Source organism: Pseudomonas sp. M30-35, from assembly GCF_002163625.1.
Lineage (GTDB): Bacteria > Pseudomonadota > Gammaproteobacteria > Pseudomonadales > Pseudomonadaceae > Aquipseudomonas.
This window is the reverse complement of sequence record NZ_CP020892.1, coordinates 3,943,428-3,967,822: the sequence shown is the minus strand read 5'-3', so window position 1 is coordinate 3,967,822 and position 24,395 is coordinate 3,943,428. Positions and strand designations below refer to the sequence as shown.

The 24,395-nt window shown below is 54.5% G+C and carries 24 protein-coding genes and 3 tRNA genes; 9 read left to right on the top strand and 18 right to left on the bottom strand.

Features of this window, described 5'->3' with window-relative positions; translation table 11 throughout:
- Window positions 1–6: 6 nt before the first annotated feature.
- From B9K09_RS18345 to B9K09_RS18330, 4 genes are all read right to left on the bottom strand, one after another.
- A complete protein-coding gene (locus B9K09_RS18345; RefSeq protein ID WP_087519158.1) occupies window positions 7–807 on the bottom strand; it encodes a PilW family protein in 801 nt (266 codons plus the stop codon).
- Window positions 804–1,379 (bottom strand): type IV pilus modification protein PilV, encoded by a 576-nt coding sequence (pilV, locus tag B9K09_RS18340; RefSeq protein ID WP_087518171.1) that lies wholly within the window; start codon window positions 1,377–1,379, stop codon window positions 804–806. Before pilV ends, B9K09_RS18345 begins: the two co-directional genes overlap by 4 nt.
- Window positions 1,366–1,884 carry a GspH/FimT family pseudopilin gene (locus tag B9K09_RS18335; RefSeq protein ID WP_087519157.1) on the bottom strand — a complete coding sequence of 173 codons (519 nt, stop codon included), beginning with the start codon at window positions 1,882–1,884 and terminating at the stop codon, window positions 1,366–1,368. The genes pilV and B9K09_RS18335 overlap by 14 nt, the downstream gene beginning before the upstream one ends.
- A gap of 105 nt (window positions 1,885–1,989) precedes the next feature.
- Window positions 1,990–2,508, bottom strand: a complete 519-nt coding sequence (locus B9K09_RS18330; protein WP_087518170.1) for a GspH/FimT family pseudopilin — start codon at window positions 2,506–2,508, stop codon at window positions 1,990–1,992.
- 53 nt (window positions 2,509–2,561) lie between these two features.
- On the opposite strand from B9K09_RS18330, the gene thiO reads away from it, so the two are divergent.
- Complete coding sequence (thiO, locus tag B9K09_RS18325) at window positions 2,562–3,647, top strand: glycine oxidase ThiO (RefSeq protein WP_087518169.1); 1,086 nt, start codon at window positions 2,562–2,564, stop codon at window positions 3,645–3,647.
- 354 nt (window positions 3,648–4,001) lie between these two features.
- Complete coding sequence (locus B9K09_RS18320) at window positions 4,002–4,976, top strand: IS110 family transposase (protein ID WP_087516234.1); 975 nt, start codon at window positions 4,002–4,004, stop codon at window positions 4,974–4,976.
- 56 nt (window positions 4,977–5,032) lie between these two features.
- Here the strand turns inward: B9K09_RS18320 and B9K09_RS18315 are convergent, their stop codons facing one another.
- The 4 genes from B9K09_RS18315 to B9K09_RS18300 all read right to left on the bottom strand — a co-directional run bounded on the left by B9K09_RS18315 (window position 5,033) and on the right by B9K09_RS18300 (window position 9,407).
- On the bottom strand, window positions 5,033–6,370 hold the full coding sequence (locus B9K09_RS18315; protein ID WP_087518168.1) for a sigma-54 dependent transcriptional regulator: 1,338 nt from the start codon (window positions 6,368–6,370) through the stop codon (window positions 5,033–5,035).
- Window positions 6,367–7,965: a nitrogen regulation protein NR(II) gene (locus tag B9K09_RS18310; protein WP_087518167.1), complete on the bottom strand. Its 1,599-nt coding sequence runs from the start codon at window positions 7,963–7,965 to the stop codon at window positions 6,367–6,369. Before B9K09_RS18310 ends, B9K09_RS18315 begins: the two co-directional genes overlap by 4 nt.
- Complete coding sequence (locus B9K09_RS18305) at window positions 7,955–8,194, bottom strand: PP0621 family protein (protein WP_087518166.1); 240 nt, start codon at window positions 8,192–8,194, stop codon at window positions 7,955–7,957. The genes B9K09_RS18310 and B9K09_RS18305 overlap by 11 nt, the downstream gene beginning before the upstream one ends.
- A gap of 217 nt (window positions 8,195–8,411) precedes the next feature.
- Window positions 8,412–9,407, bottom strand: coding sequence for an outer membrane protein assembly factor BamD (locus tag B9K09_RS18300; protein ID WP_087518165.1), 996 nt, complete (start codon window positions 9,405–9,407; stop codon window positions 8,412–8,414).
- Between the two features lie 151 nt (window positions 9,408–9,558).
- Between B9K09_RS18300 and rluD the strand changes: the two genes are divergently transcribed.
- From rluD to clpB, 3 genes are all read left to right on the top strand, one after another.
- On the top strand, window positions 9,559–10,533 hold the full coding sequence (gene rluD / locus B9K09_RS18295) for a 23S rRNA pseudouridine(1911/1915/1917) synthase RluD (protein ID WP_087518164.1): 975 nt from the start codon (window positions 9,559–9,561) through the stop codon (window positions 10,531–10,533).
- Window positions 10,530–11,267 carry a peptidoglycan editing factor PgeF gene (gene pgeF / locus B9K09_RS18290; RefSeq protein ID WP_087518163.1) on the top strand — a complete coding sequence of 246 codons (738 nt, stop codon included), beginning with the start codon at window positions 10,530–10,532 and terminating at the stop codon, window positions 11,265–11,267. Before rluD ends, pgeF begins: the two co-directional genes overlap by 4 nt.
- A 212-nt stretch (window positions 11,268–11,479) precedes the next feature.
- Entirely contained in the window at window positions 11,480–14,044 is a 2,565-nt protein-coding gene (gene clpB / locus B9K09_RS18285) for an ATP-dependent chaperone ClpB (RefSeq protein ID WP_087518162.1), read from the top strand.
- Window positions 14,045–14,169: 125 nt separating this feature from the next.
- On the opposite strand, the gene B9K09_RS18280 is transcribed toward clpB, so the two are convergent.
- Window positions 14,170–14,502: a PilZ domain-containing protein gene (locus tag B9K09_RS18280; RefSeq protein WP_087518161.1), complete on the bottom strand. Its 333-nt coding sequence runs from the start codon at window positions 14,500–14,502 to the stop codon at window positions 14,170–14,172.
- 9 nt (window positions 14,503–14,511) lie between these two features.
- Window positions 14,512–16,890 carry a DUF1631 domain-containing protein gene (locus B9K09_RS18275; RefSeq protein ID WP_087518160.1) on the bottom strand — a complete coding sequence of 793 codons (2,379 nt, stop codon included), beginning with the start codon at window positions 16,888–16,890 and terminating at the stop codon, window positions 14,512–14,514.
- A 211-nt stretch (window positions 16,891–17,101) separates the two neighbouring features.
- On the opposite strand from B9K09_RS18275, the gene B9K09_RS18270 reads away from it, so the two are divergent.
- The 3 genes from B9K09_RS18270 to B9K09_RS18260 all read left to right on the top strand — a co-directional run bounded on the left by B9K09_RS18270 (window position 17,102) and on the right by B9K09_RS18260 (window position 17,347).
- Window positions 17,102–17,177, top strand: a tRNA-Asn gene (locus B9K09_RS18270).
- Window positions 17,178–17,189: 12 nt separating this feature from the next.
- Window positions 17,190–17,266: transfer RNA gene (locus B9K09_RS18265), tRNA-Pro, on the top strand.
- Between the two features lie 5 nt (window positions 17,267–17,271).
- Window positions 17,272–17,347 (top strand) — tRNA-Lys (locus tag B9K09_RS18260).
- 248 nt (window positions 17,348–17,595) lie between these two features.
- Here B9K09_RS18260 and B9K09_RS18255 read toward each other — a convergent pair.
- The 6 genes from B9K09_RS18255 to B9K09_RS18230 form a co-directional block, all read right to left on the bottom strand.
- Window positions 17,596–18,126 (bottom strand): transposase, encoded by a 531-nt coding sequence (locus B9K09_RS18255; protein WP_087518159.1) that lies wholly within the window; start codon window positions 18,124–18,126, stop codon window positions 17,596–17,598.
- 120 nt (window positions 18,127–18,246) lie between these two features.
- Complete coding sequence (locus B9K09_RS18250) at window positions 18,247–19,221, bottom strand: IS110 family transposase (RefSeq protein WP_087516234.1); 975 nt, start codon at window positions 19,219–19,221, stop codon at window positions 18,247–18,249.
- A gap of 265 nt (window positions 19,222–19,486) precedes the next feature.
- On the bottom strand, window positions 19,487–20,794 hold the full coding sequence (locus B9K09_RS18245; protein WP_087518158.1) for an NAD(P)/FAD-dependent oxidoreductase: 1,308 nt from the start codon (window positions 20,792–20,794) through the stop codon (window positions 19,487–19,489).
- A 63-nt stretch (window positions 20,795–20,857) separates the two neighbouring features.
- On the bottom strand, window positions 20,858–21,031 hold the full coding sequence (locus B9K09_RS18240) for a DUF3094 family protein (RefSeq protein WP_087518157.1): 174 nt from the start codon (window positions 21,029–21,031) through the stop codon (window positions 20,858–20,860).
- A gap of 190 nt (window positions 21,032–21,221) precedes the next feature.
- Complete coding sequence (locus B9K09_RS18235; RefSeq protein ID WP_087518156.1) at window positions 21,222–21,734, bottom strand: MOSC domain-containing protein; 513 nt, start codon at window positions 21,732–21,734, stop codon at window positions 21,222–21,224.
- A 255-nt stretch (window positions 21,735–21,989) separates the two neighbouring features.
- A complete protein-coding gene (locus B9K09_RS18230; protein ID WP_087518155.1) occupies window positions 21,990–22,619 on the bottom strand; it encodes a DUF1780 domain-containing protein in 630 nt (209 codons plus the stop codon).
- Window positions 22,620–22,743: 124 nt separating this feature from the next.
- Here B9K09_RS18230 and B9K09_RS18225 point away from each other — a divergent pair, with 124 nt between their 5' ends.
- Window positions 22,744–23,439 carry an energy-coupling factor ABC transporter permease gene (locus B9K09_RS18225; RefSeq protein WP_087518154.1) on the top strand — a complete coding sequence of 232 codons (696 nt, stop codon included), beginning with the start codon at window positions 22,744–22,746 and terminating at the stop codon, window positions 23,437–23,439.
- Between the two features lie 64 nt (window positions 23,440–23,503).
- Here the strand turns inward: B9K09_RS18225 and yacG are convergent, their stop codons facing one another.
- Together yacG and coaE are read right to left on the bottom strand one after the other, a co-directional pair.
- On the bottom strand, window positions 23,504–23,704 hold the full coding sequence (gene yacG, locus B9K09_RS18220) for a DNA gyrase inhibitor YacG (RefSeq protein ID WP_087518153.1): 201 nt from the start codon (window positions 23,702–23,704) through the stop codon (window positions 23,504–23,506).
- Window positions 23,701–24,309, bottom strand: coding sequence for a dephospho-CoA kinase (gene coaE / locus B9K09_RS18215; RefSeq protein ID WP_087518152.1), 609 nt, complete (start codon window positions 24,307–24,309; stop codon window positions 23,701–23,703). The genes yacG and coaE overlap by 4 nt, the downstream gene beginning before the upstream one ends.
- Window positions 24,310–24,395 lie beyond the last annotated feature (86 nt).

The following is a 24,395-nucleotide window of genomic DNA, read 5'->3' as shown; positions in this document are numbered from 1 at the left end:
ATATCTCTAGATGTTTTTTAGCTGAATAGTGGTGGTAAAAATTTGCCGGGCTAAGCCGTCATCTGGAGCGATGGCTGGCGCATCCAGTAAGTAAAAATTGCGCACTGGAGGCCGCGGATTGATTGTGTCGACTGATGTCGCCAATAATGCGATACGCACTGAGAGCACCTTGCCCCAGTTGGTTACGCGATCCGCTGATACGAACTGGTTGACGCTGGTGGAGTCGCCACCCGCATCAACGCCATACAAGACCTGCATATTTTCGATGCCATCAATCAGCCTTGAGGTAGGGCTGATGGGTTGATTGGTTGTGCGATTAAAGGAGCGGCAGGCTAGCGCTGGCGAAGGGTTGTTGGCATCCGCCGCGGCAATAAAATAGGTATTAATGATGACTTGGTTGTCAGGAATTACCACGCCCGCGCAGTCACGTTTTGAACCGTCAATCGCTGGAGGTTCGAAGGTGAAGCTGACGGTGTCAGAGGTATTGCCCCCACCATTTGCAGAGCAGGCTGCGCCACTGTTGAGTGCGCAGTTGCGAGGTTCGATAGGGAAGAGTTTCCCCAAGGGGGCGCCTGGTGAGATATAGCCAGCAATACGCGCGCTCTGGGATATGAACTCCAGACCAAAGCGACCGTTTTCCTGCAGCTTTGACATGGCGTCATTAACGGCCAGCGTCTGTCGGCTGGAGAGGAATACTTGAATCACGCCCAACAGCAGAATAAGGCCGATCAGCATGCCAATCATCAGTTCAACCAGGCTGAGACCGGATTGCCTTTTCTTGGCGGCATATTTTAGAGGGTTTCTCATCTTTCTACCTGCACGGTGCCGGACATGTTTTCTGGAGTTGCGCCGCTGGTATTCGTGGACCTACTTTGCCAGTTAGCCGTAATGGTAAAGACATTACCTGTAGCGCTGATGTCTAAAGGTGTAAGTCCCGCTGCGGCAGGCCCTAGGAAGTCGCGGCTGGTATAGCGAGCATCAGCCGCATTAGCATTTCCTGTATAGGCGGTACCGTATGCGCACTGAGCTTCCCAGCGATCGAATGCAGCCATCTGCGCCGCAGAGCAATTGCTGGCATTAACTTTCGCGCCTGTTAGCGGGTCGAAATAGTCGCTGCAACGCTGTGGGGGTAACTTTGCGCAGTCGACCGCTGCGGTGTAGTCGGCAACATCTGCATCGGGGTTCGCGCGCATCCGCTCAGCCAATTCCTGCACAACCCAGGTGGCCTGAGTGCGGAAGCCACTGTCGCTTGAGCTCTGCAATGCGCTTAACTGAAGAGCTGCAAAGCCCAGCAGGCCCACAGTAAAGATCAATAAAGTTACCAGTGCTTCAATCAGCGACGTGCCGTTCTGAAAGCGCCGCATATCAGCAGTCGTCATCACGATTTACCTTTTTGTAAGAGGCTTTGCCAATCGCGCCGATATAAATGCAGCGCGCTTTAGAGCCTGTTGCCTCGAGTTTTGGCGAAGTGATTTTGAATGCCTGAGCACTCACGCCAGAAAGCAAGGTTCCGTCGCGCCTGAATGTCAGCTTGTTAGCCGATTGCAAGTAGGGGGCGGTAATTTGCACGCCACTGCCAGTCGACTGAAAGTTACGAATGACTGTGTTGCCTGTGCAGTCAACAATATCGCTCGGGCCAACGCACCAACCGTTGCTCCAGCCTGATGCGCTATTGGTTACCGGGATGACGGCAACGTTAGCGTTGAGCTTGGTTGCTTCAGTGCGAGCAAACGCAAGCGCATTAAGCAGTTCGCTGGATTGACTACTGACACGCTGAGAGACAATGAATGTAGTCATGTTTGGCGCCGCAATAGACACCACAACCGCTAACACGGCAATCGTGACTATAAGTTCTATGAGGGTGAAACCGCGTTCGCCTTGCATGAATATCCCCTTTGCCGAGCCTGCAACTTAATCAGTCGCAATCATAGCTACAATCAATAGTTTACTGACTGGCTGTTGCAGAGGGATGAGTGGTTTCGCACATATTTATTTTGTCGGTTGGGTCACCTTTTTGCTTTTGACTTTACCGAGTCGACTGACGATTACGTGGCGCATCTCTACGCTTTTACTAACCCCTATGCGGAAGGTGCCATTGCTGATCGAGGTTAAACCTCGACCATTGAAATGCAGCGATTTACCCGCCCCCATCCCGCGCCAGTTGATGTCGATCTGGTCGGGAATATTTAGCACCTTCATCAGGCTGTCTTTGGGGTCTAGTTTTCGATTGCCATCGAGGTCTTCGAACACACTGATTTCACGCGTCCAAACTTTAGTGCAACTACTTGATCCATCAAGCGGGCACAAGGTCATGCGTTTGCCGTTAGCGAGCGCTTGATGGCGAGTGAATCGTATAAAATGGATCAATTCAGAGCTGAACGACGACAGCGCGTATGATCGCTGCATACTTTGCAGATTTGGAACAGCTAGGCCCAGCAGAATTACCACGCAGGCCAGCGTTGTGAGAAGTTCAATCAAGCTTAATCCGTGCTCATTCTTATCGTACATAGTGCAATTTCCCTTCCTTGGAATCTTGCCGTAGATCTTTCTGGGAGTCAGATGTGGTCGCTGTAGTCGTTGGTGGTGGTGTTATCGGTCTTTTGTCAGCGCTGAATTTGGCGAAACACTGCGATGTGGTTTTGCTTGAGTCCGCAGCGGTCGGTACCGAGGCATCTTGGGCGGGAGGCGGTATCGTTTCGCCGCTTTATCCATGGCGATACAGTGATGCGGTAACGGCTCTGGCGCAGTGGTCGCAGAACTTTTATCCAGAACTGGGCGAGCATTTACTTGAAGTCACAGGCGTTGATCCTGAAGTGTATTCAACCGGTTTGTATTGGCTGGATCTTGATGATGAACATGAGGCTTTGGCCTGGGCTGTCTCGGCACAAAAAGTCCTTGAATCTGTAGATATCACTGAAGTTCACGCGGCAGTACCGGCTTTAGGAATGGGTTATAAACGTGCGATTTATATGCCGGATGTAGCCAACGTGCGTAACCCCCGGCTGGTTAAGGCTTTGCGCGCAGCGTTGCTGAAATTGCCAAATGTCACCCTCAAAGAGCACAGCCCAGTCAGCGGGTTTATTCAGGAAGGCAATCGAATTGTTGGAGTGCAAACTGTTGCGGGTGCGGTCATGGCAGATCAAATTGTGCTCGCTGCAGGCGCGTGGAGTGCCATGTTACTCAAGTCACTTGAGATCGTGCTTCCGGTCGAACCGGTTAAAGGCCAGATGATTCTTTATAAGTGTTCCGCTGACTTTTTGCCGAGCATGGTGCTGGCAAAGGGGCGCTATGCGATCCCGCGCCGCGATGGCCACATCCTGGTTGGCAGTACGCTGGAGCATGAAGGCTTTGATAAAACGCCTACCGATATAGCGCTGGCTAGTCTCAAGGCCTCCGCTGAAGAGCTTTTGCCGGCGTTGGCAGATGCCGAAGTGGTTGGTCACTGGGCTGGCTTGCGCCCAAGTTCGCCTGAAGGTATCCCGTTTATTGGACCGGTGCCTGAATTTGAAGGGCTGTGGCTAAATTGTGGGCACTACCGTAATGGCCTGGTTCTGGCGCCAGCATCGTGCCAATTGCTGGCTGATTTAATGCTGGGGCGTACACCCATAATTGACCCCGCGCCATACGCGCCAGAAGGCAGGGTTTAGTCAGCAAAAGGCGGGGAGGGTAATGCTGATAAGCGTAGGGTGTGACAACGCGAAGCTTGTCCACCAGAACTCGCCACGCAACCGAGTTCCACACCGCAAATGGCGGACAGAAAAGCGCTGTCCGCCCTTGTATCTCGACTACTGCTTATTTTAGAGCGATAGTTCCCGATTGATCCTCGGGGGAGCGAGTGCAAGCCGTGTCCGCCCTAAAGCTTCGAGCTTGTAACGTAGATAGCGCTGCACTCCTCCGCACTCATCCAGTAAGTCCGAACGGTATCCTGAGCCTCGAGCTCGCATCAGCAAGGTTGGACGGATGAAGTGATGATCGACCTAACTCAATGAGGAGTAAGCGTCATGACGATAGTTGTCGGCATCGACATAGCTAAACAGACCTTCGATATCGCCACTCTGCAAGATAACGGCAAGTACCGCACCAAAGCCAAGCTGAGTAATAACGCTGCGGGCTTTGAGGTCTTTCGGCAGTGGCTGCTTAAGCACGCTGAAGCCGATGCCTGGGTCGTAATGGAGGCCACTGGCATCTATCACGAAGCTTTGGCTGAGTGGCTGTTTAAGCTGGGTTACCGTGTTTGCGTCCTTAACCCCGCACAAATGGCCTATTACGCTCGCAGCCAGCTGCAGCGGGTAAAGACGGATAAAGTCGATGCCAAGCTCATCGCTGACTATGGCCGCAGGCATCAGACCGAACTACGAGCTTGGCAGCCTGAGCAGCCTTCTATTCGCCGTCTGAAAGCGTTAGTGCGCCGTTTGAAGGATTTGCAGGAGCTGGAGCAAATCGAACAAAACCGCCTAGATGTGACCAACGAACAGAAGGTCAGGGCGTCAATTGAATCGGTGCTTGAGCACTTGCGTCAACAAATCGATGAAACGCTAAAGGCGATCAAACAGCACTTCGATGACAACGACGATCTACGCGGCCAGCGAGACCTGCTAACCAGTATCGACGGCATTGCGGACAGAACCGCAGCGCTTGTACTGGCGGAGTTGGGCGATATCGAACGCTTCGAAAGCAGCCGTGCGGTCACGGCCTTTGCCGGACTTAATCCCAGGTTACAAGAATCAGGAATGCTCAAAGGTCATGTGCGGATATCGCGCATGGGCTCAGTTAGGTTACGCGCCGGGCTTTATATGCCAGGTATCGTATCCATCACTCGTAACCCCGCTATTCGGGCACTGGCTGAGCGAATGAGAGCCAATGGCAAAACGGGTAAACAGATCATCTGCGCAGCTATGCGCAAGCTGCTCTGCATTGCCTACGGAGTACTAAAATCCGGAAAACCATTTGACCCTCTTCTCGCTATTGCAAGATGAGGATCAAGACGGTATCTACCTCGTAGAGAGAACAACGCGAAGCTGGGTCTTTGTGGTTAATCGATGCCCAGCTTCTTCAGTCGATAGCGCATTGAGCGAAAGCTCAAGCCAAGCCGTTGCGCCGCCGCTGTGCGATTCCAGCGGGTTTCTTCCAAGGCTTGAACGATGAGTTTGCGCTCGATGTTTTCCAGGTAGTCTTCCAGATTGTCGATTTGCGCCAAGCTGGCTTCACCTTGTTCGGATGAGGTGCCGGCATCTGCCAGGCGTAGATCTGCAGCGGTAATTTGATCGTCTTCGCAGAGCGTGTAAGCCCGCTCCAGCATGTTTTCCAGCTCGCGTACGTTGCCGGGAAAACGGTAGCTTTTAAGTTTTTCTAGCGCGTCGGGTTGTAGCGTCGCAGCGGTTGCTCCGCCACCATTCGACAGGCGCTTCAGCATGACATCGGCAAGTTCCGCGATGTCTTCACGGCGTTCGCGTAATGCCGGGACCCGGAGTTCGATCACGTTAAGCCGGTAGAACAAATCCTGACGAAAACGCTCGGCCGCAACTTCGGCGCCGAGGTCTTTGTGGGTTGCGCAAAGTATGCGCACATCAACCACCACTTCATGCTGGCCGCCGACAGTGCGCACAGCTTTCTCCTGGATCGCCCGCAGCAGCTTGACCTGCATGGCCAACGGTAAGTCTGCCACCTCGTCGAGAAAAAGCGTGCCGCCATTGGCCGCTTGAAACAGCCCTTGTTTATCTTCTACCGCGCCCGTGAAACTGCCCTTTTTGTGGCCGAAGAATTCACTTTCCATAAGCTCAGAAGGAATTGCGCCGCAGTTCACTGGCACAAAAGGTTGCTCACTGCGTGGGCCCTGTTCGTGGATGAGCCGAGCCACGAGTTCTTTACCGCTGCCGGATTCGCCACTGATGTAAACCGGGGCCTGGCTGCGTGCAAGCTTGTGGATCTGCTTGCGTAGGGTGCGCATGGGTGGCGAGTCGCCGAGCAGGCGACTGTCGACAGGAACTTCTTTGCCGTCGGCAGCCTGAATGCGCAGCGCAGTGGCGACGAGTTCACGTAGACGCCCGAGGTCGACTGGCTTGGTGAGAAAGTCGAACGCACCGGACTTAAGTGCATTGATTGCAGTATCAAGACTGCCGTAGGCGGTAATCATCGCCACTGGCATTTGTGGGTGGCGTTGGGAGATGTATTGCACCAAGTCCATACCCGTACCATCGGGTAGCCGCATGTCGGTCAGGCATAAATCAAAGGGTTCTTTGGCCAGCCATTCGCGCGCCTCTTTAACGTTGCGGGCGCAACGTGTGTCGAGCTTCATCCTGCCCAGAGTTATCTCAAGAAGTTCACGGATATCCGGTTCATCGTCGACGATCAGGGCTCTCTGGCGGGTCATTGTAAGCTCAGTTTGCTGGCGTGGGCGAAGGTGATGCGAAAGCAGCTGCCACCCTCTTCGCGGGGTTTATAGTCAATGTGGGCTTGGTTGCTCTCGCAGAGTTCACGAGAAATATACAGGCCCAGGCCGGTGCCCTTGGCTTCGGTGGTGAAGAAGGGCTCGAAGATATTCTGATTCTGCTCCGGCGAAACACCTGGCCCGTCATCAAGGATTTCCAGCACTGGAAGGTCGCGATCGGGCTCGCGGAACAGTTGTAACCAAACCTGACCCCGTGGGTTCTTTTGTGCGCTGTAGCGCAAGCCGTTCTGGACCAGGTTACTCAGTACCTGGGTCAGCTGATTGGGGTCCATACGTGTATGGATGGTGCCAACCTGGGTGTCCAGGTGCAGCGTTTGGTTGGCGGGCATGGTGCTGCGGAACTCGCTGGCAAAGCGGTGCAGCCAGTACTTGAGGTCGAGAAGTTGTGGTTCCGACTGGCGCCTGCGTGAAAGTTGTAGAACGTTTTCAATCACCAGGTTCATACGGTGCGAGTGATCTTGAATGATTTGTGCCAGTCGCTGGTCTGGCTGGGTGAGCTCTTCAGACTCCTGGAGCAACTGCGCGGCATGGCTGATCGCGCCGAGTGGGTTGCGGATTTCGTGAGCAATACCGGCTGTTAGGCGACCGAGAGAAGCGAGTTTGAGCTGCTGGGCTTGTTGGGCTATCTGCGAAATATCTTCCAGAAACACTAATATGTGGCGTTGTTGGCCGCGTTGCAGAGCGACAAAGCTTGGCTGCACGATGGGGCCGTCTGCAAACGCTTGCAGACTGGCAGGGCGCATCGCCGGGTTTTGACGCCACTGCTGCAAGCGTTTAACCAGTTCCGGGGTGTGCGGATCAAGAATCTTACCGGCTAGGCCGTCACTACCGAGCAGTGTCAGCGCCCCGTGGTTGGCCAGTAACACACGGTGCATGTTGTCCAATACCAGAATGCCTGTGCGCATTCTCTCAATGATCAGCGCGTTCAGGATTTCCAGGCTGGCAACGTCTGCTGCGCGCGCGCTGGCTAACTGTTCACTGTTATGCAGGCGTCGGGTAATTCCTTGAACAAACAGGGCTGCCGCGAAGCAAAGTGCTCCAAGGGCGCCAGCTTGGATATATTGGCTGACAGCGGCGGGGCGGCTGAGGCTCAGGTAGAAAGTCAGGTAGATCAAGCCGACGGCGGCGGTGGCGGCAATAAAAATACCGATGCGCCCGCGTAGCAGGATATTAGAGATGGCGACTGCGACGATCAGTAGGTTGCCGATACCGCTGGGCGTACCGCCAGCCGCATAAAACAGGCACGACAACAGAATAACGTCGACCATCGCCAGGCTGACAACCTGCATGGAACGCTTGGGTTGCTGGACTGCAAGGGTAACCAGCACATTGAATATCAGATAAAACCAACTGATATTGCGAAACAGAGTGGCATGGGTCATCTCCAGCAACTCTACGTCCATTTCGCTTGAAATCAGCAGTACCAACAGCAGGCCGATAATCAGCCGGTATAGGTGATACAGCTTGAGAATTCGTATGCCCTGGGTACCGCCCAGAGCCAGAGCGTCATTGACCACCTTGGTCTGGGCCTTGTTTGAGGTGCTCGGTGCTGCAAAACCATTGCTGGTCGCTAGCTATTGCATGCTCGCGGGGTAGATGCACGCCACAGTTTGCGCAGCGCACCATGGGTTCTGGCTTGGTTGCCTGTTTCGGATTGGCTGTGTGCTTGGCTTGCATGAAACGCCGCCATAGCCAGTAAACCATTGCGACGATTGCCAGTATAAGTAGCAGGCGAAATAGGCCCATAACAGACTCTTCTTGATTGATAGCAGCAGTTTAACCAAGCGCGCGCGTGCGGCACAGTCGTTACTTCACGCTAACGTACATCTGCTGTGCTGGTTGCGGTCTTTTTTGCTGACTGCGAGTGCTCGGATTCTTTACGGTACGGGTTTAGCTATTTGCGACGCAATAAAAAGGAGGCCGTGATGGCCTCCTATTTATTGCGCATAAGTTGGACGTTGTATTAATCGAACAGGCCGAATGTCATGTAGCTGAACCATGAGCGGTCTTTGCCTTCGGCTTCATCGAGCTGTTGATCAACATCTTTCAACTCATCCGGGATCTGGTCTTCAGCTTCTTCGTACTGACGGATAACGTCCTGGCTGGCGCGAGTTTCGCCTGGCGGCAGTGGCGCGTCGTTTTCGATCAGGCCCAATGTGGCCTTGCTCAACCAGCTACGATCATCATCATCCTGACGCAGTGGCACGAATTCGCCATCTTCAAGGCTGGCATGATCCGGGTAGTTCAGCTTCAGCGTTTCCAGGCTGCTTTGCGCCAACTCATTCAGCGTCAGGTGCTGGTAAGACTCAACCATCACCGCCAAACCGTCGCCAACAGCTGGCGTTTCCTGAAAGTTCTCCACTACATAACGACCACGGTTTGCAGCAGCCACGTACGCTTGGCGGCTCATGTAGTAGTGAGCTACGTGAATTTCGTAGGCCGCCAGCAGGTTGCGCAGGTAGATCATGCGCTGCTTGGCGTCTGGCGAGTAGCGGCTGTTCGGGTAGCGGCTGGTCAGTTGGGCAAACTCATTATAAGAGTCGCGCGCGGCACCCGGGTCACGCTTGGTCATGTCCAGCGGTAGAAAACGTGCGAGCAGGCCACGATCCTGATCAAACGACGCTAAGCCTTTCATGTAGTAGGCATAGTCAACGTTTGCGTGCTGTGGGTGCAGCCGGATAAAACGCTCAGCAGCAGAGCGCGCGGCTTCTGGCTCAGCATTTTTGTAGTAGGCGTAGATCAGCTCTAGCTGTGCTTGTTCAGCATAGCGACCAAACGGGTAGCGCGACTCCAGAGCCTTGAGCTTGGTCACGGCGCTGGTGTAGCTATTATTGTCGAGATCCGCTTGGGCCTGCTGGTACAGCTCAGACTCGCTGAGGTTGTCATCCAGCGTCTCATTGGATGAGCAGGCGGCAGTAATGGCGAGAATAGCGATCAGCAGCAGGTGTTTCACTTGCATGGCGGCTTGCGTCCCTGTGACGGCGGCTGTCTTGAACAAAGCCGTCCTGTTATGATGGGCGCCCCTGGCACACTCCCGGGGGCAAAGACGCCGTATTTAACCACAAGCGCGTAGCTGAAACCAAAGGCTATGCCCCCCGCCGTTGCAGAGCATGTCATCTATAAATAAGCAGTCCATACAATTAAGTGCCGAAGTACCGACCGATTTGGGCGGTCAACGCCTTGACCAAATCGCCGCACAACTCTTTGCGGAGCACTCGCGTTCGCGCCTGACTACGTGGATTAAAGAGGGTTTGCTGACGGTCGATGGCAAAGTCATTCGCCCACGCGATATCGTTCACGGTGGTGCCCAGCTTGAGCTAAATGCCGAGCAAGAGGCCCAAGGTGAGTGGGTTGCGCAGGACATCGCGTTGGATATCGTTTACGAAGACGATGATATTTTGGTGATCAACAAGCCTGCGGGTTTGGTGGTGCATCCGGCTGCGGGCCATGCCGATGGCACCTTGCTCAATGCGTTGTTGCACCATGTTCCCGACATCGTCAACGTGCCGCGTGCTGGCATCGTTCACCGTCTGGACAAGGACACGACTGGCTTGATGGTGGTCGCAAAAAATATTCAGGCGCAGACGCAATTGGTCGACCAGTTGCAAAAACGTACCGTTAGTCGAATTTATGAATGCGTGGTGATCGGTGTGATTACGGCCGGCGGCAAGATTGATGCGCCGATTGGCCGCAGTTCGTCGCAACGTCAGCGCATGACTGTGACCGATGGCGGCAAGCAGGCTATCAGCCACTACCGCGTGCTTGAGCGCTTCCGCTCGCATACCCATGCGCGAGTCAAGCTGGAAACAGGGCGTACTCACCAGATTCGTGTGCACATGAGCCATGTTGGCTTCCCGCTGATCGGCGACCCCGTCTATGCAGGGCGCTTTCGTATTCCTCCGGCGGCGAGCCCAACCTTGGTGCAAAGCTTGAAAGAGTTTCCACGCCAAGCACTGCATGCACGGTTTCTGGAGTTGGATCATCCGGTCACCGGCAAACGCATGAAGTGGGAGTCAGCACTGCCAGACGATCTGGTTTGGCTGCTGACCTTGCTGCGTCAAGATCGCGAGGCGTTCGTCGGGTGAAACGCGTTGCTCATGACTGGTTGATTCCTGATTGGCCAGCGCCCGTGCGGGTCAATGCCTGTGTTACGACCCGTTCGGGCGGTATCAGCCAAGAGCCCTTTGCCAGCCTCAATTTGGGTCTGCATGTTGATGATGACCCCGTTGCCGTGGCTAAAAATCGCCAACGTTTGATGAGTCAGGTCGGTTGCCAGCCAGCATGGTTGAGTCAGGTGCATGGGGTTGCGGTTACCGAGGCTGACAACAGTCGTGTCATCGAGGCTGATGCCAGTTGGACGCAAACGCCCGGTGTAGCCTGCACCGTGATGACCGCAGACTGTCTGCCTGTGTTGTTCTGTGATCTTGCAGGCACTCGCGTGGCCGCCGCGCATGCGGGATGGCGCGGTTTGGCCGGCGGGGTGTTGGAAGCTACGCTGGATGCGCTGGCATTCGACCCGGCTGAAACCTTGGTCTGGCTTGGTCCGGCAATCGGGCCAGATGCATTTGAAGTGGGTCCTGAAGTGCGTGAGGCGTTTGTCAGCCAACACCCGCAAGCTGCCGAGGCTTTTGCGCCAAGTCGCAATGCCGGACGCTTTATGGCTGATATTTATCAACTGGCGCGTATTCGTTTGGCGGCAAAGGGTGTGACTGCCGTTTATGGCGGCGGGTTTTGTACATTTAGCGATCCGCGCTTCTATTCCTACCGCCAAGCATCGCGCACCGGGCGGTTTGCCTCTTTAGTCTGGCTGGCAGATTAAAAGCATTTGTCAGGCTGGCTTGAAAATCAGCCTTGACGACCCTATCTATTATCCATCTCAGCAGGCTTTCTTGATTAAAGCTAATCAAGTGTTCCAGCCAATACGGAGCACTCGTGAGGTTGTCCAAGAGCGACCGAATCAGCTTAAACGCTTTTCAGTGCTCACTAGCGCGATTCATAGCGCGGCCTGCTTTTAAAAGGAAGGATGACGCCATGCGAATAGATCGTTTAACCAGTAAGTTACAACTCGCGCTGTCCGATGCCCAATCTTTGGCCGTCGGCCTTGACCATGCCTCAATCGAGCCGCTGCATCTGATGCAGGCGCTACTCGATCAGCAGGGTGGTTCGATCAAGCCGTTGTTGATGCAGGTCGGCTTTGACGTACATAGTTTGCGTCAGGCGCTGAGCAAAGAGCTTGATCATCTCGGTAAAATTCAAAATCCAACCGGCGATGTGAACATGTCGCAGGACTTGGCACGTCTGCTCAATCAGGCGGATCGCTTGTCGCAGCAGAAAGGTGACCAGTTCATTTCCAGTGAGCTGGTGCTGTTGGCAGCGTTGGACGCCAACACCAAGCTCGGCAAGCTTATGCTGGGCCAGGGCGTGAGTAAAAAAGCCTTGGAAAACGCGGTCAATAACCTGCGGGGCGGTGATGCGGTTAACGACCCGAACGTCGAGGAGTCGCGTCAGGCGCTGGATAAATACACCGTCGATCTGACCAAACTTGCCGAAGAGGGCAAGCTTGATCCGGTAATCGGCCGTGATGATGAGATTCGCCGGACCATTCAGGTCCTGCAGCGCCGTACCAAAAACAACCCAGTATTGATCGGTGAGCCCGGCGTGGGTAAAACCGCCATTGCTGAAGGTTTGGCGCAGCGGATCATCAATGGCGAAGTGCCGGATGGTTTGAAGGACAAGCGCTTGCTGTCGCTGGATATGGGGGCGTTGATTGCCGGTGCCAAATTCCGTGGTGAGTTTGAGGAGCGCCTGAAAGCCGTGCTCAACGAGCTTTCCAAGCAGGAAGGCCGGGTGATTCTGTTCATTGATGAGCTGCACACCATGGTCGGTGCAGGCAAGGCCGAGGGTGCGATGGATGCGGGCAACATGCTCAAGCCATCGTTGGCCCGTGGCGAGTTGCATTGTGTTGGTGCGACCACGCTCAATGAGTACCGTCAGTACATCGAGAAGGATGCCGCGCTTGAGCGCCGCTTCCAAAAAGTATTGGTCGATGAGCCTAGTGAAGAAGACACCATCGCGATTTTGCGCGGATTAAAAGAACGCTACGAAGTGCATCACCGCGTAGCGATCACCGACAGCGCGATTATTGCGGCGGCCAAACTTAGCCATCGCTACATTACCGATCGGCAATTGCCTGACAAAGCCATCGATCTGATCGACGAGGCGGCCAGCCGCATTCGTATGGAGATTGACTCTAAGCCTGAGGTGCTTGATCGCCTTGAACGGCGCTTGATTCAGCTAAAAGTTGAGCGTGAAGCGCTGAAGAAAGAAGACGATGAGGCAACGCTTAAGCGTTTAGAAAAGCTGAAGGATGATATCGCCCGCCTTGAGCGCGAGTACGCGGACCTGGAGGATATCTGGAAGTCGGAAAAAGCCGAGGTTCAAGGTTCTGCGCAAATTCAGCAGAAAATTGAACAGGCTCGCCAAGAGCTTGAGGCCGCTCGACGCAAGAGTGATCTTGAGGCCATGGCCAAGCTGCAATACAGCGTGATTCCTGACCTTGAGCGCAGCCTGCAAATGGTTGACCAGCACGGCAAGACCGAGAATCAACTGCTGCGCAGCAAAGTGACTGAGGAAGAGATCGCCGAAGTCGTCTCCAAGTGGACTGGCATTCCTGTGTCGAAAATGCTCGAAGGTGAGCGCGACAAGTTACTCAAAATGGAAGACCTGCTGCATCAGCGGGTAATCGGCCAGAATGAGGCTGTGGTTGCGGTAGCCAACGCTGTGCGGCGCTCGCGGGCTGGTTTGTCTGACCCGAACCGGCCAAGTGGCTCGTTCCTGTTCCTTGGGCCAACCGGGGTTGGTAAAACCGAGCTGTGTAAAGCGCTGGCTGAGTTCTTGTTCGACACTGAAGATGCCTTGGTGCGCATTGATATGTCAGAGTTTATGGAGAAGCACTCGGTTGCCCGTTTGATCGGTGCCCCGCCTGGCTATGTCGGTTACGAGGAAGGCGGCTACTTGACTGAGGCCGTGCGTCGCAAGCCGTACTCGGTGATTTTGCTCGACGAAGTCGAGAAGGCTCACCCGGATGTCTTCAACGTACTGTTGCAGGTGCTTGAAGATGGTCGCCTGACCGATAGTCATGGCCGTACCGTGGATTTCAAAAACACGGTAGTGGTGATGACCTCGAACCTGGGCTCCGCACAGATTCAGGAGCTTGTGGGTGATCGTGAAGCGCAACACGCTGCGGTGATGGACGCCGTAACCACGCACTTCCGTCCGGAGTTCATCAACCGTATTGATGAAGTGGTGGTGTTTGAGCCGTTAGCGCGCGAGCAGATTGCTGGCATCGCCAAGATTCAACTGAGCCGCTTGCATCAGCGTCTGGCTGAGCGTGAGTTGAGCCTTGAGTTGAGCGATGAGGCGTTGGATAAGCTTATCGCCGTGGGTTACGACCCCGTCTATGGTGCACGGCCGCTGAAGCGTGCGGTGCAGCGTTGGGTCGAGAACCCATTGGCGCAGCTGATTCTGTCAGGCAAGTTTGCACCCGGAACCACGGTGAAGGGCACGGTTGTCGACGATCAGATCAGCTTTATCTAAGCCGCGCAGCTGTTTGCGTTAACTCTAAAGCCCTGCATTCGCAGGGCTTTTTTGTTGGGTTGCTTGTCAATTCCGGTGGACAAGCTTCGCGTTGTCACACCCTACGCTCTTATTAGTGTGTTGGCCTACAAGTGCTTGAGCAGGGTTTCGAGTAGTGCTGCCTGATCTTCGGCGATATCGATGATATGAAAACCGGCCCAGCAATGCTGACTGTCGGCACCAGGACGACTCCACAGGCAATCTGCGCCTAGTTGGACTTCGCCAATGCCCTCAATCAACTGCTCGCTGACGATCCGGCACTCAATGAGTGCATCGACCGCGAGTGGTGTATCACTGAACAACATGAAGCCCTCGCTGGACAGGTCGACAACCCGGCCAAGGCGTTGTCCTGAATGTAAGTCGAAGACTTCCAGCTGCAACTCGGGACTTTGCCGGTTGAGCTGACGACGATCCTCCATGTGGACTCCTTAGGTTTTTTCGGCTGCGCGGCCGGTAAAGCGCTGCAGCACACGATAAATTGAAGACAGAGCGCGATCTACTAACGGCGCGCTGCGCTCGATGGGGGCGACCCGGGCAAGTCCTTGCTCCATTTCTGTGGCGAGGATTGCCAAGGGTTTGATCGCAACACGCTGCCCGCTGTGATCCACAAACATGTAATTACGAGTTGTTGGGCTAAACCATGAAAGTTTAAGGCGCTGAGTTTGCCCGTCGGTGACAAATTCAAACCACGTGTCAAAAGCAATGCGGCTTAACTCTTTAGCCAGTGCTTGGGCGCGTGGCGATAGCCCGGAAAGAGATGTGGTTTGGCTGGCTAGCGTTGCGTCTTCGCCGAGCATGGCGCCAAGTTGGCTTTCCAGTAGCTGTGGGCTGAGTTTGGCGGCAACTTGAGGTTGGTTGGCTTGCACGGCGTGCTGGCAAGTTACCAAGTCCTGGAGCAGGCGACGTATACCGTCTTCATGATAGCCGCCCAACAACTGTAAACCCTTGCTCAAGTCCTCAAGTAAAGGCACACGTATGCTCTGCAAGCGGCTTGCGCCTGCTTCATCAAGCAGTGTGCCGCTCCAGGCCAGTTGTTCGGCAATCTCACACGAGCGCAACCATTCTGCGCTTGAGTCACCATGGCGCAGCAGAACGAAGACCAAGACATCAGCCCAGGTGAGTTCAAGAAAGTTGCGAATAATTGCGGGTGGCTGGCGGTTGCTCAGCGACGCACTGATTACGTCAACGGCTTGTTGGCGAGCGCTGAGCAGTTTGTCACGGCCTTTGGCGGCTTCTACGGCTCGGCGTTCACGCAAATCAGCTTTTTGTTTAAGCGTGGCTGCGAACTCGTTGAACTCTTCGAGCAGGGTGTCGAACAGCTGCAAATCGCCGATGAAGCCATGGATAACGCGTTCGACGACCCAGTGCATCTTGGCCAACAGACCGCGTTCGTCGCCCTCTGTGCCATAAAGCACTCCAGCCTGCGCCATGCTGTTGAGCAACTTGCGGGCTGGATGATGGTGCTGGGTGAACAGCGCCTTATCAAGCAACGCAACTTTAAGGTACGGCGTGTGCAGGTGCGATAGCGCTGTTTTGCAATTATCGGGCAGGTTGTCATCGTCAAGGATGAAGTCAAACAGCATGCCGACCAAGTCAATAATGTCGGCTTCTTGATCCGAGACTTTTTGTTGGCCGGGTAATTCGCTGTGCTCTTCGAGTTGGCTTTGCAGGTCCGCTTTCAGGCCGTCGACCTGCTGTGGCTGATGCAAGCGTTGGGCAAAGTCATCAGCGGATTGGCGCTGCATCCTGTTCAGTGCGTCGATCAACTCGTCCGCGCTATAGGTACGCGTGGCGCTGGCCGGGGCGAAGCTGCTGATACTGCGCGTGTTGCCCTGCAACGGCGTATTGGGGGCGCGTCGACGATGCTCGTTGAGCAATGAGGCCAAGCTGCTAAGCAGCGCCATCGGATCACTGGGCGGTGGAGAGTCGGCCGCAGGAGGTGGTGCATAGCCGTGCTCCGAGCCCGACATCCTCCAGCCAGCGGTCGTTTGATAGTTCGGCTGGGTAGTGCTTGGGCTGATTGAGCTTTGATCTTGTGGCTGCGCATCCGCTGTTTGCAGGTTTGAAGCTTTGCTTGTCGGCTCGGCTGAGTTGCTGTTACGCGGCGCGGTGTATTTGAGGTTAGGCAGAATACCGGCATCAATCAGGCGTTTATTCAGGCCCGCATAGATGCTTTCGAGGCTGTTCATCACATGCTGGTCAAACAAGGTATAGAGGATGACTTTGATCCGCAGAGGGAAAGGGCAGGGCTGTAACGCCTCACGGAAGGCCAGGGCAATCATCTGCGGGCCGAACGGATTGTTGTCCTCTACCAGCTTTACTCCGTTGTTGAGCAGGGCAAGTCGTTGTTCCAACGCAAATAGCGGTTGTGCGCAGCGGGCTTTGACCCGGCTTACCATATTGGTAACTTGTAGACTTTCTTCGTATTCCTCGTTTTGCATCAGGCTCAACGTATCAGCCTTCATCTCGCTGATCGCCTCGGCGGGCTTGAGCTTGCCATCAAGAAAGTCGGAAAAATTCTGGGCTATTTTTTGATGATAAAGGCGCTCAATTTGCGGACGCTGCTTGCGTATCTCACGCATATTGTCAAAAAACAGCGTTTGCACCTGGTTGTTTTCAGCTTTTTCAGCGCACTCAAATAAGGTGTCGTCCACTTGGCCAAATACACCCGTGAGGTGTTCGGCCAACCGGTTCATGACCAACTGCCTGCAGCTCTGCACCAGCACACCGAAACGCGGGGTAATGCCGCGGCTGGCAAGTGCCTGTCCTGAAATGGAGTGAACGTTCGGTGGGCCTGGATTGCTCATGTACTTTCCTAGCAAGTGTCCTTCCAGCCATTGCATCCTGCGCCGGCTTTATTAATAGAAGATATAGCAGTCACTGGGTGCCGTGCAAAGCATTGTCATAAAAGCAAAAAAGGGGGTTGACAGTCCGGCCGTAAACCGTAAAATGGCGCGCCTCAGATACGGGAAAGGACTTAAGTCTAGACGCTTATTTGAGGCTTTGGAGGTATGTAGTTCCGCGATAGCTCAGTCGGTAGAGCAAATGACTGTTAATCATTGGGTCCCAGGTTCGAGTCCTGGTCGCGGAGCCAAACTTTCAATATCGGGGTATAGCGCAGTCCGGTAGCGCGCCTGCTTTGGGAGCAGGATGTCGGGAGTTCGAATCCCCCTACCCCGACCATTTTTGGGTCGTTAGCTCAGTTGGTAGAGCAGTTGGCTTTTAACCAATTGGTCGTAGGTTCGAATCCCACACGACCCACCATTTTCGCTCTTGCTGTTGATAAGAGTTGAATCTTAGGAACAGAGTCATTCACTCTGCTCCAGTTAAAAAAAGCGTCGATAAGGCGCTTTTTTTATGCCTGAAATTTGTAGCACCGGGTATTTATTCTGTATCGGATCGCTGGTGGACAAGCTTCGCGTTGTCGCATCCTACGGGGTGATGTTTATCCTGCAGGGAGGACAGCGCTTTCCTGTCCGCCATTTGTGGCTGTGGATAAGCTTCGTCAAACATTACTCTCCGAAATTACCCTGCTCATGCGCCGGGCTGGTACACCAGTCTTCGGGGTAAATGCCCATTGCCACTGCTCGATGAAAGCTTGAGTAAGGCCAATCAACCAGCTTTCGTACATGGTTGTGTTTCAGTGGGTTGTAATGGATGTAATCGAAGTGCAGTTGGTAGTCCTGCTCGTCGCAGATCAGGTGCTCCCAATAACGGCGCTGCCAGATACCGCGTTCTCTGCGGTGGAGTTGGATGACTGTTCGTGGTTCAGTTACCAGCAAGCGCTTGCTAAACGCGTGTTTAATAACCTTCCAGCGCAGGGCAAACTCGTTGTCGTTCGTTGGCAGCGTCCACATGCAGTGCATATGTTCGGGTAGCACCACCCATGCATCAATATGAAAGGGGTGGCGGGCCTTCGTTGCGCGGACTGTAGTGCGCAATAAGTCGATTTCACGGATTAATAGATCGCTTTTCCGGTCACGCAGATTAACAGTAAAGAAATAAGTAGCCCCTTGAGCGCGGGCGCGGCGGTAATTTGGCATGGTGGCTCATCCTTGAGCGGTTAGGTGCCATAAACCATGGTGGACAAGCTTCGCGTTGTTCACCCTACCGTTTGGTTAAGATTGGCGTTTTCCGGTATTTCGTAGATACCGTCTTGATCCTCATCTTGCAATAGCGAGAAGAGGATCAAATGGTTTTCCGGATTTTAGTACTCCGTAGGCAATGCAGAGCAGCTTGCGCATAGCTGCGCAGATGATCTGTTTACCCGTTTTGCCATTGGCTCTCATTCGCTCAGCCAGTGCCCGAATAGCGGGGTTACGAGTGATGGATACGATACCTGGCATATAAAGCCCGGCGCGTAACCTAACTGAGCCCATGCGCGATATCCGCACATGACCTTTGAGCATTCCTGATTCTTGTAACCTGGGATTAAGTCCGGCAAAGGCCGTGACCGCACGGCTGCTTTCGAAGCGTTCGATATCGCCCAACTCCGCCAGTACAAGCGCTGCGGTTCTGTCCGCAATGCCATCGATACTGGTTAGCAGGTCTCGCTGGCCGCGTAGATCGTCGTTGTCATCGAAGTGCTGTTTGATCGCCTTTAGCGTTTCATCGATTTGTTGACGCAAGTGCTCAAGCACCGATTCAATTGACGCCCTGACCTTCTGTTCGTTGGTCACATCTAGGCGGTTTTGTTCGATTTGCTCCAGCTCCTGCAAATCCTTCAAACGGCGCACTAACGCTTTCAGACGGCGAATAGAAGGCTGCTCAGGCTGCCAAGCTCGTAGTTCGGTCTGATGCCTGCGGCCATAGTCAGCGATGAGCTTGGCATCGACTTTATCCGTCTTTACCCGCTGCAGCTGGCTGCGAGCGTAATAGGCCATTTGTGCGGGGTTAAGGACGCAAACACGGTAACCCAGCTTAAACAGCCACTCAGCCAAAGCTTCGTGATAGATGCCAGTGGCCTCCATTACGACCCAGGCATCGGCTTCAGCGTGCTTAAGCAGCCACTGCCGAAAGACCTCAAAGCCCGCAGCGTTATTACTCAGCTTGGCTTTGGTGCGGTACTTGCCGTTATCTTGCAGAGTGGCGATATCGAAGGTCTGTTTAGCTATGTCGATGCCGACAACTATCGTCATGACGCTTACTCCTCATTGAGTTAGGTCGATCATCACTTCATCCGTCCAACCTTGCTGATGCGAGCTCGAGGCTCAGGATACCGTTCGGACTTGCTGGATGAGTGCGGAGGAGTGCAGCGCTATCTACGTTACAAGCTCGAAGCTTTAGGGCGGACACGGCTTGCACTCGCTCCCCCGAGGATCAATCGGGAACTATCGCTCTAAAATAAGCAGTAGTCGAGATACAAGGGCGGACAGCGTTTTTCTGTCCGCCGCTCGGTTCTGCTTAATGGAGCTTGAGGCGTGGTTCTGTACTGCGGCCGATGCAGTCGCTGAGCATCAGTAAAGCGGTGCGGAAAAAGCCGTACAGCGCCATTTGGTGCATGCGATAGAGCGATACATAAAACATCCGCGCCAACCAACCTTCGAGCATCACGCTGCCAGTTAAATTGCCCATCAAGTTACCTACAGCAGAAAAGCTCGACAAAGAAATCAGTGAGCCGTAATCACGGTATTGATACTCCGGCAGGGCTTTGTCTGAGCCTTGTACGCGCATCTTCAGGGTTTTTGCCAGTAGGGATGCCTGCTGGTGAGCGGCTTGAGCGCGTGGCGGCACATTGCGGCCTTCTGTACCGGGTTGCGGGCAGGCTGCGCAGTCGCCAAAGGCGAAGATGTTGTCATCTTCAGTCGTCTGCAGTGTGGGGCGGACAACCAACTGGTTGATGCGATTGGTTTCCAAGCCGGCGATATCTTTAAGGAATGCGGGGGCGCGAATGCCCGCAGCCCAAATCTTCAGGCTGGCCGTAATGGTTTCGCCTTTAGCGGTAAGCAGCGCATCGGCCGTGACTTCGCTAACCGCTGAGTTGGTCATCACGGTAACGCCAAGCTTTTCGAGGGCCTTATGCACCGGCTGGCTGATGCGCTCAGGTAGCGCGGGAAGTACGCGTGGCCCGGCTTCAATCACGGTGATGCGCATGTTCTCCGGCAAAATACGATTAAGGCCGTACGCCGCGAGTTCATGGGCCGCATGGTGCAGTTCGGCCGCCAACTCAACGCCTGTGGCCCCAGCGCCAACGATCGCCACGCTGATTTGCTCGATGGTTTCACTTTGGCTGGCATGTGCGCGCAGGTAGTGATTCAGCAGTTGATTGTGAAAGCGTTCTGCTTGTTCACGGGTATCGAGAAATAAACAATGTTGCGCAGCGCCAGGGGTGCCGAAATCATTGGTTGTGCTACCCACGGCGATAATCAGGCTGTTGTAGTGCAGGTCACGCTCCGGCACCAGAACTTGGCCGTGCTCATCCAGGGTAGCGTCCAGGCTGATCCGCTTGTTGTTACGATCCAGTCCAGACATGCGCCCGAGTTGAAACTCAAAATGATTCCATTTTGCTTGGGCAACATAATTCAGCTCGTCGCCCGATGAGTTGAGTGAGCCTGCTGCAACTTCGTGTAGCAGTGGTTTCCAGATATGGGTCAGGTTGGCGTCGACCAAAGTGACTTTGGCTTGACCGCGCTTGCCCAGAGATTTACCCAGGCGGGTAGCAAGCTCCAAACCGCCGGCGCCACCGCCGACGATCACGATTTGATGGCTCATTTAATAGACTCGCAAGGCTTTGAATAGAACAGTTAACGGGGGCGAGGGCGAGCGCTAAGCAGCTCATAGCACCAAACTCCCAAGAAATCGGCTGAGAACCCCGAGGGCAACGACTATGCCCAGTACCACCAATAACAGGCGCCAGACTTTAAAAGGGCGGCGTTCGACTTGGTGTTGTGGGGCGCTTAGATACTGATCAACACGTTGTTGGTCGTCAGGAGTAAGGCGACTGGTCATGGAAACCTCGAAGGTCGAGTGTTGCGTAGGCCTGATTATAGTTGTTTGCAGGCGCTGGTTTATCCAAGCCTAGCGCAATTAGCCGTTTGCAGTGTGTCCGATGTTCGGGTGCATATTACCATTGGCCGTGTGCTGGGCCTGCGCAGCGGCGTTCTGTCAGTTTAAGTCGCCTGCGCAGGGCATGGCTAGATTAGTCTATCTGCGCCTCTATTAATGGCTCAACAATCAGCCTGTCGTCGCAACGAATGATGCCGCTTTGCAGCACTCTGGCAGTAATCCCGCCATGGCCTCTCATGGCCTGAAATGTGCCTTGGCCCAGGCGTTCCTCTAGCCGTGCGCAGGGCTGGCACCAGCCGGTTGTTTCGAATACTGCCTGACCGATCCTAAAGCGCCGTCCTTTGAGACTAAACAAGTTGATACCGATGATCGCGATATTGCGCCGCAGGTCCTCTGGGCGAATTTGGTTGTCAGGCGCGCGACTTAATAATGCGCTGACGACGGCCAAGTGCTCCCATTGAATAAAGGTGACTTGCCGTGCATTACGTGGCCCCGGGCGGCTGTGGTCGCCGGTCAAGCCTTCATCGCGGCGTGCTTCCACGGCATCGAGTTCGATCATCGGCGCCCGTGATGCCGGGCGCACGCCAATCCAGCGCACTTGCCCGTGCTGGGGAACTGCTGCGAGTAATGCTTTGAGCGGGCTCATTGAAAGGGTGTCCGAGTCTGATTTTGGTTGTTCATGGTGAGTAAACTGCGGGTTGTAGCACCCCACATGGGTGGCGGTTATTCTGTAGGGCGGGCAGCGCTTTTCTGTCCGCCAAATGCAGCGCGGAGTTTGCTAGCTTGGCAATTTGTGGTGGACAAGCTTCGCGTTGTCACACCCTACGAAGTTTGCTTCGTTTGCTCTGGTGCTGGCTTTTTTCCGCCATTTACTGACTGCGATTATCGACGAATATTACGTTCACAGGCTCATGCCAGCGTCAAAAATAACGCTGCGGCCAAGATTATTGCGCAAAAACTCAGGGGCATCAGCGTGAGCAAAAATGACCCGGGCAAATGTGGGGGCGACGACCGAGAGCGAACGCCAACCTTGGCGCAGAAACTCGGTGGGCGGCGGGAAGTGACTGTTGAAATCCAGCACTGAGCGCTTCAGGTTGATATAGGCCAGCAGGTCTAATTCGCTGGGATCTATATCGCGTTCACGGTAGTTATGGGATTTTTTACTCAGTGTGGGAGCTAAGCGGGCGAGCATGTCTTTGGCGGGGATGCGCTTGGGTTTTGCCTCGCGGCGCACCAGCTGGCTGAGGGAAAATGCCCGGCGACGGCGTTCGAGTTCAGCGCGCCATTCATCATTAAGGCGGCGACCTTCGTCGAGCACAAAGAACACCTCGAAATTGGCATCGCGAAACAATACGTCAGGAGGCTCATTGCCGGGCGCGATAAACTCTTCAAGCCGGTGGCGCAGGTTAAACGCTTGCAATAGGCGCTGGCATACCCAGCGCTCGCGTTCCCATTTGCGAGCATTCGACAGAAATGCATTGGCTTGCTCGGCATGGTCTGTGAGCAAGCGTAGGTAATCAGAGTCATCCATTTGCCTAGCTTAGCTCCGCAGCCTGGCAAATGGATATGTTCGGGCGACGATCAGTTAGCGGTTTGGGGCGATTAGTCAGGGGTGTAGACTGCTGCCTACCTGTTTGTAGTTGAGGTGTGGCGAGATGATTGGTGCGGAGTTACTCACAACCACTAGCACGATTGTTGGCTGGCTGTTGTATGCGCCAATCGTGCTTTGGGCTGTGTTTCGTGCGCCTTGGCTGGCGTTAATCAGCGACCTGCGCCGTCAGCATCTGGTGTTCGCCACGGCTTTGGCGTTGTTTGTGTTGTGGTTGGTGCGGCGTGATTTCGAGTCGGGCTTGTCCTATCACTTCATCGGAATGACCGCGGTAACCTTACTGCTCGATTGGCCGTTGGCTGTGTTGGTTGGCCTGCTGGCGCAAATCGGCATGCTTATGTTGGGGCTGCAGGATTTCTCGGCGCTTGGCGTCAACGGCATGCTGCTGATTGTGCTGCCGGTGCTGGTCACCGAGCTCTGTGCCATGCGGGTCGAGCGCGAACAGCCGGACAACTTGTTTGTGTATATCTTCTTTTGCGGTTTTTTTCCGGCTGCGCTGGCAACCTTGCTGGTCATTCTCAGCGCATTCGGGGTGCTGTGGCTGGATGGCATATTTCAGATGCCGCCCTGGATCGAAGATTACATCGGCTATTTATGGCTGGTGATATTTCCCGAGGCCTTTATCAACGGCTTGGTGGTCAGTGCGTTGGTGGTGTTTTACCCCGAGTGGCTGGAAACCTTCAACCGCAGCCGCTATCTGTCGGCCCCGTGGAAGAACGACAAGCAGCCACCCGAGTCGTAGGGTGTGACAACGCGCAGCTTGTCCACCAGATAACGCGTGAGTTTTCGGCGTTGTACGCCCTTGATCAGTGGGTGCGAGGTGGGATTTCCTCGGAGAAAACATCATCTTCCAGCTCGTTACCGGGAATAGCATGCTCCTCAGATGCCCAGGCACCTAAGTCAATCAGCTGGCAGCGTTCCGAGCAAAACGGACGGTTAGGGCTTTGTGGGCCCCATTCAACAGGCGCTGCGCAGGTAGGGCAGGCGACGAGAGTTGGTGTGGTCATGGTTGGCCTCCACGTAAAGTCAGATAAAAAGTATGCAGGCGTTCTACTTCGTTGCGCAGCCAAATCAGGTCGCGATCGTTTACCAATACATCATCGGCAATTTGTAGGCGCTGCTGGCGTGTAGCTTGCGCGTTAAGAATCGCCTGCACTTGTTCGAGTGAAGTATTGTCGCGCATCAGCGTGCGTTCAATCTGCAGTGTTTCAGGTGCATCGACCACCAGTACGCGTTGGGTTAATGCGTGCTGGCCGGTTTCCACCAATAAAGGTGTGACCAAAATTGCGTAAGGCGAGGTTGCTTGCGCCAGATATTGGCTGATCTCTTGATTGATAAGCGGATGCAGTAATGCCTCGAGCCAACGGCGCTGTTCGGCATCCTGAAAAATCAGCTTACGCAGCGCGGTGCGGTCAAGCTGTCCATCCGCTTGCAGGATACCGGCGCCAAAGTGTTCTGTTATCTGGCTTAGAGCCGGGCGGCCGGGTTCAACCACCCAGCGCGCCGCTTGGTCTGCATCGACCAGATGCACACCGAGGTCGATAAAGCATTGTGCAACAGCGCTTTTGCCGCTGCCAATGCCGCCGGTAAGGCCCAAAATCCAAGGTTTCATGCGCGTGCAGTGGCTCTAGTCAATCAAATAGAGCGCTGATTGTAGAGCAGAGCGCTTGCAACTGGCGACCCTGGTCCAACATGGCA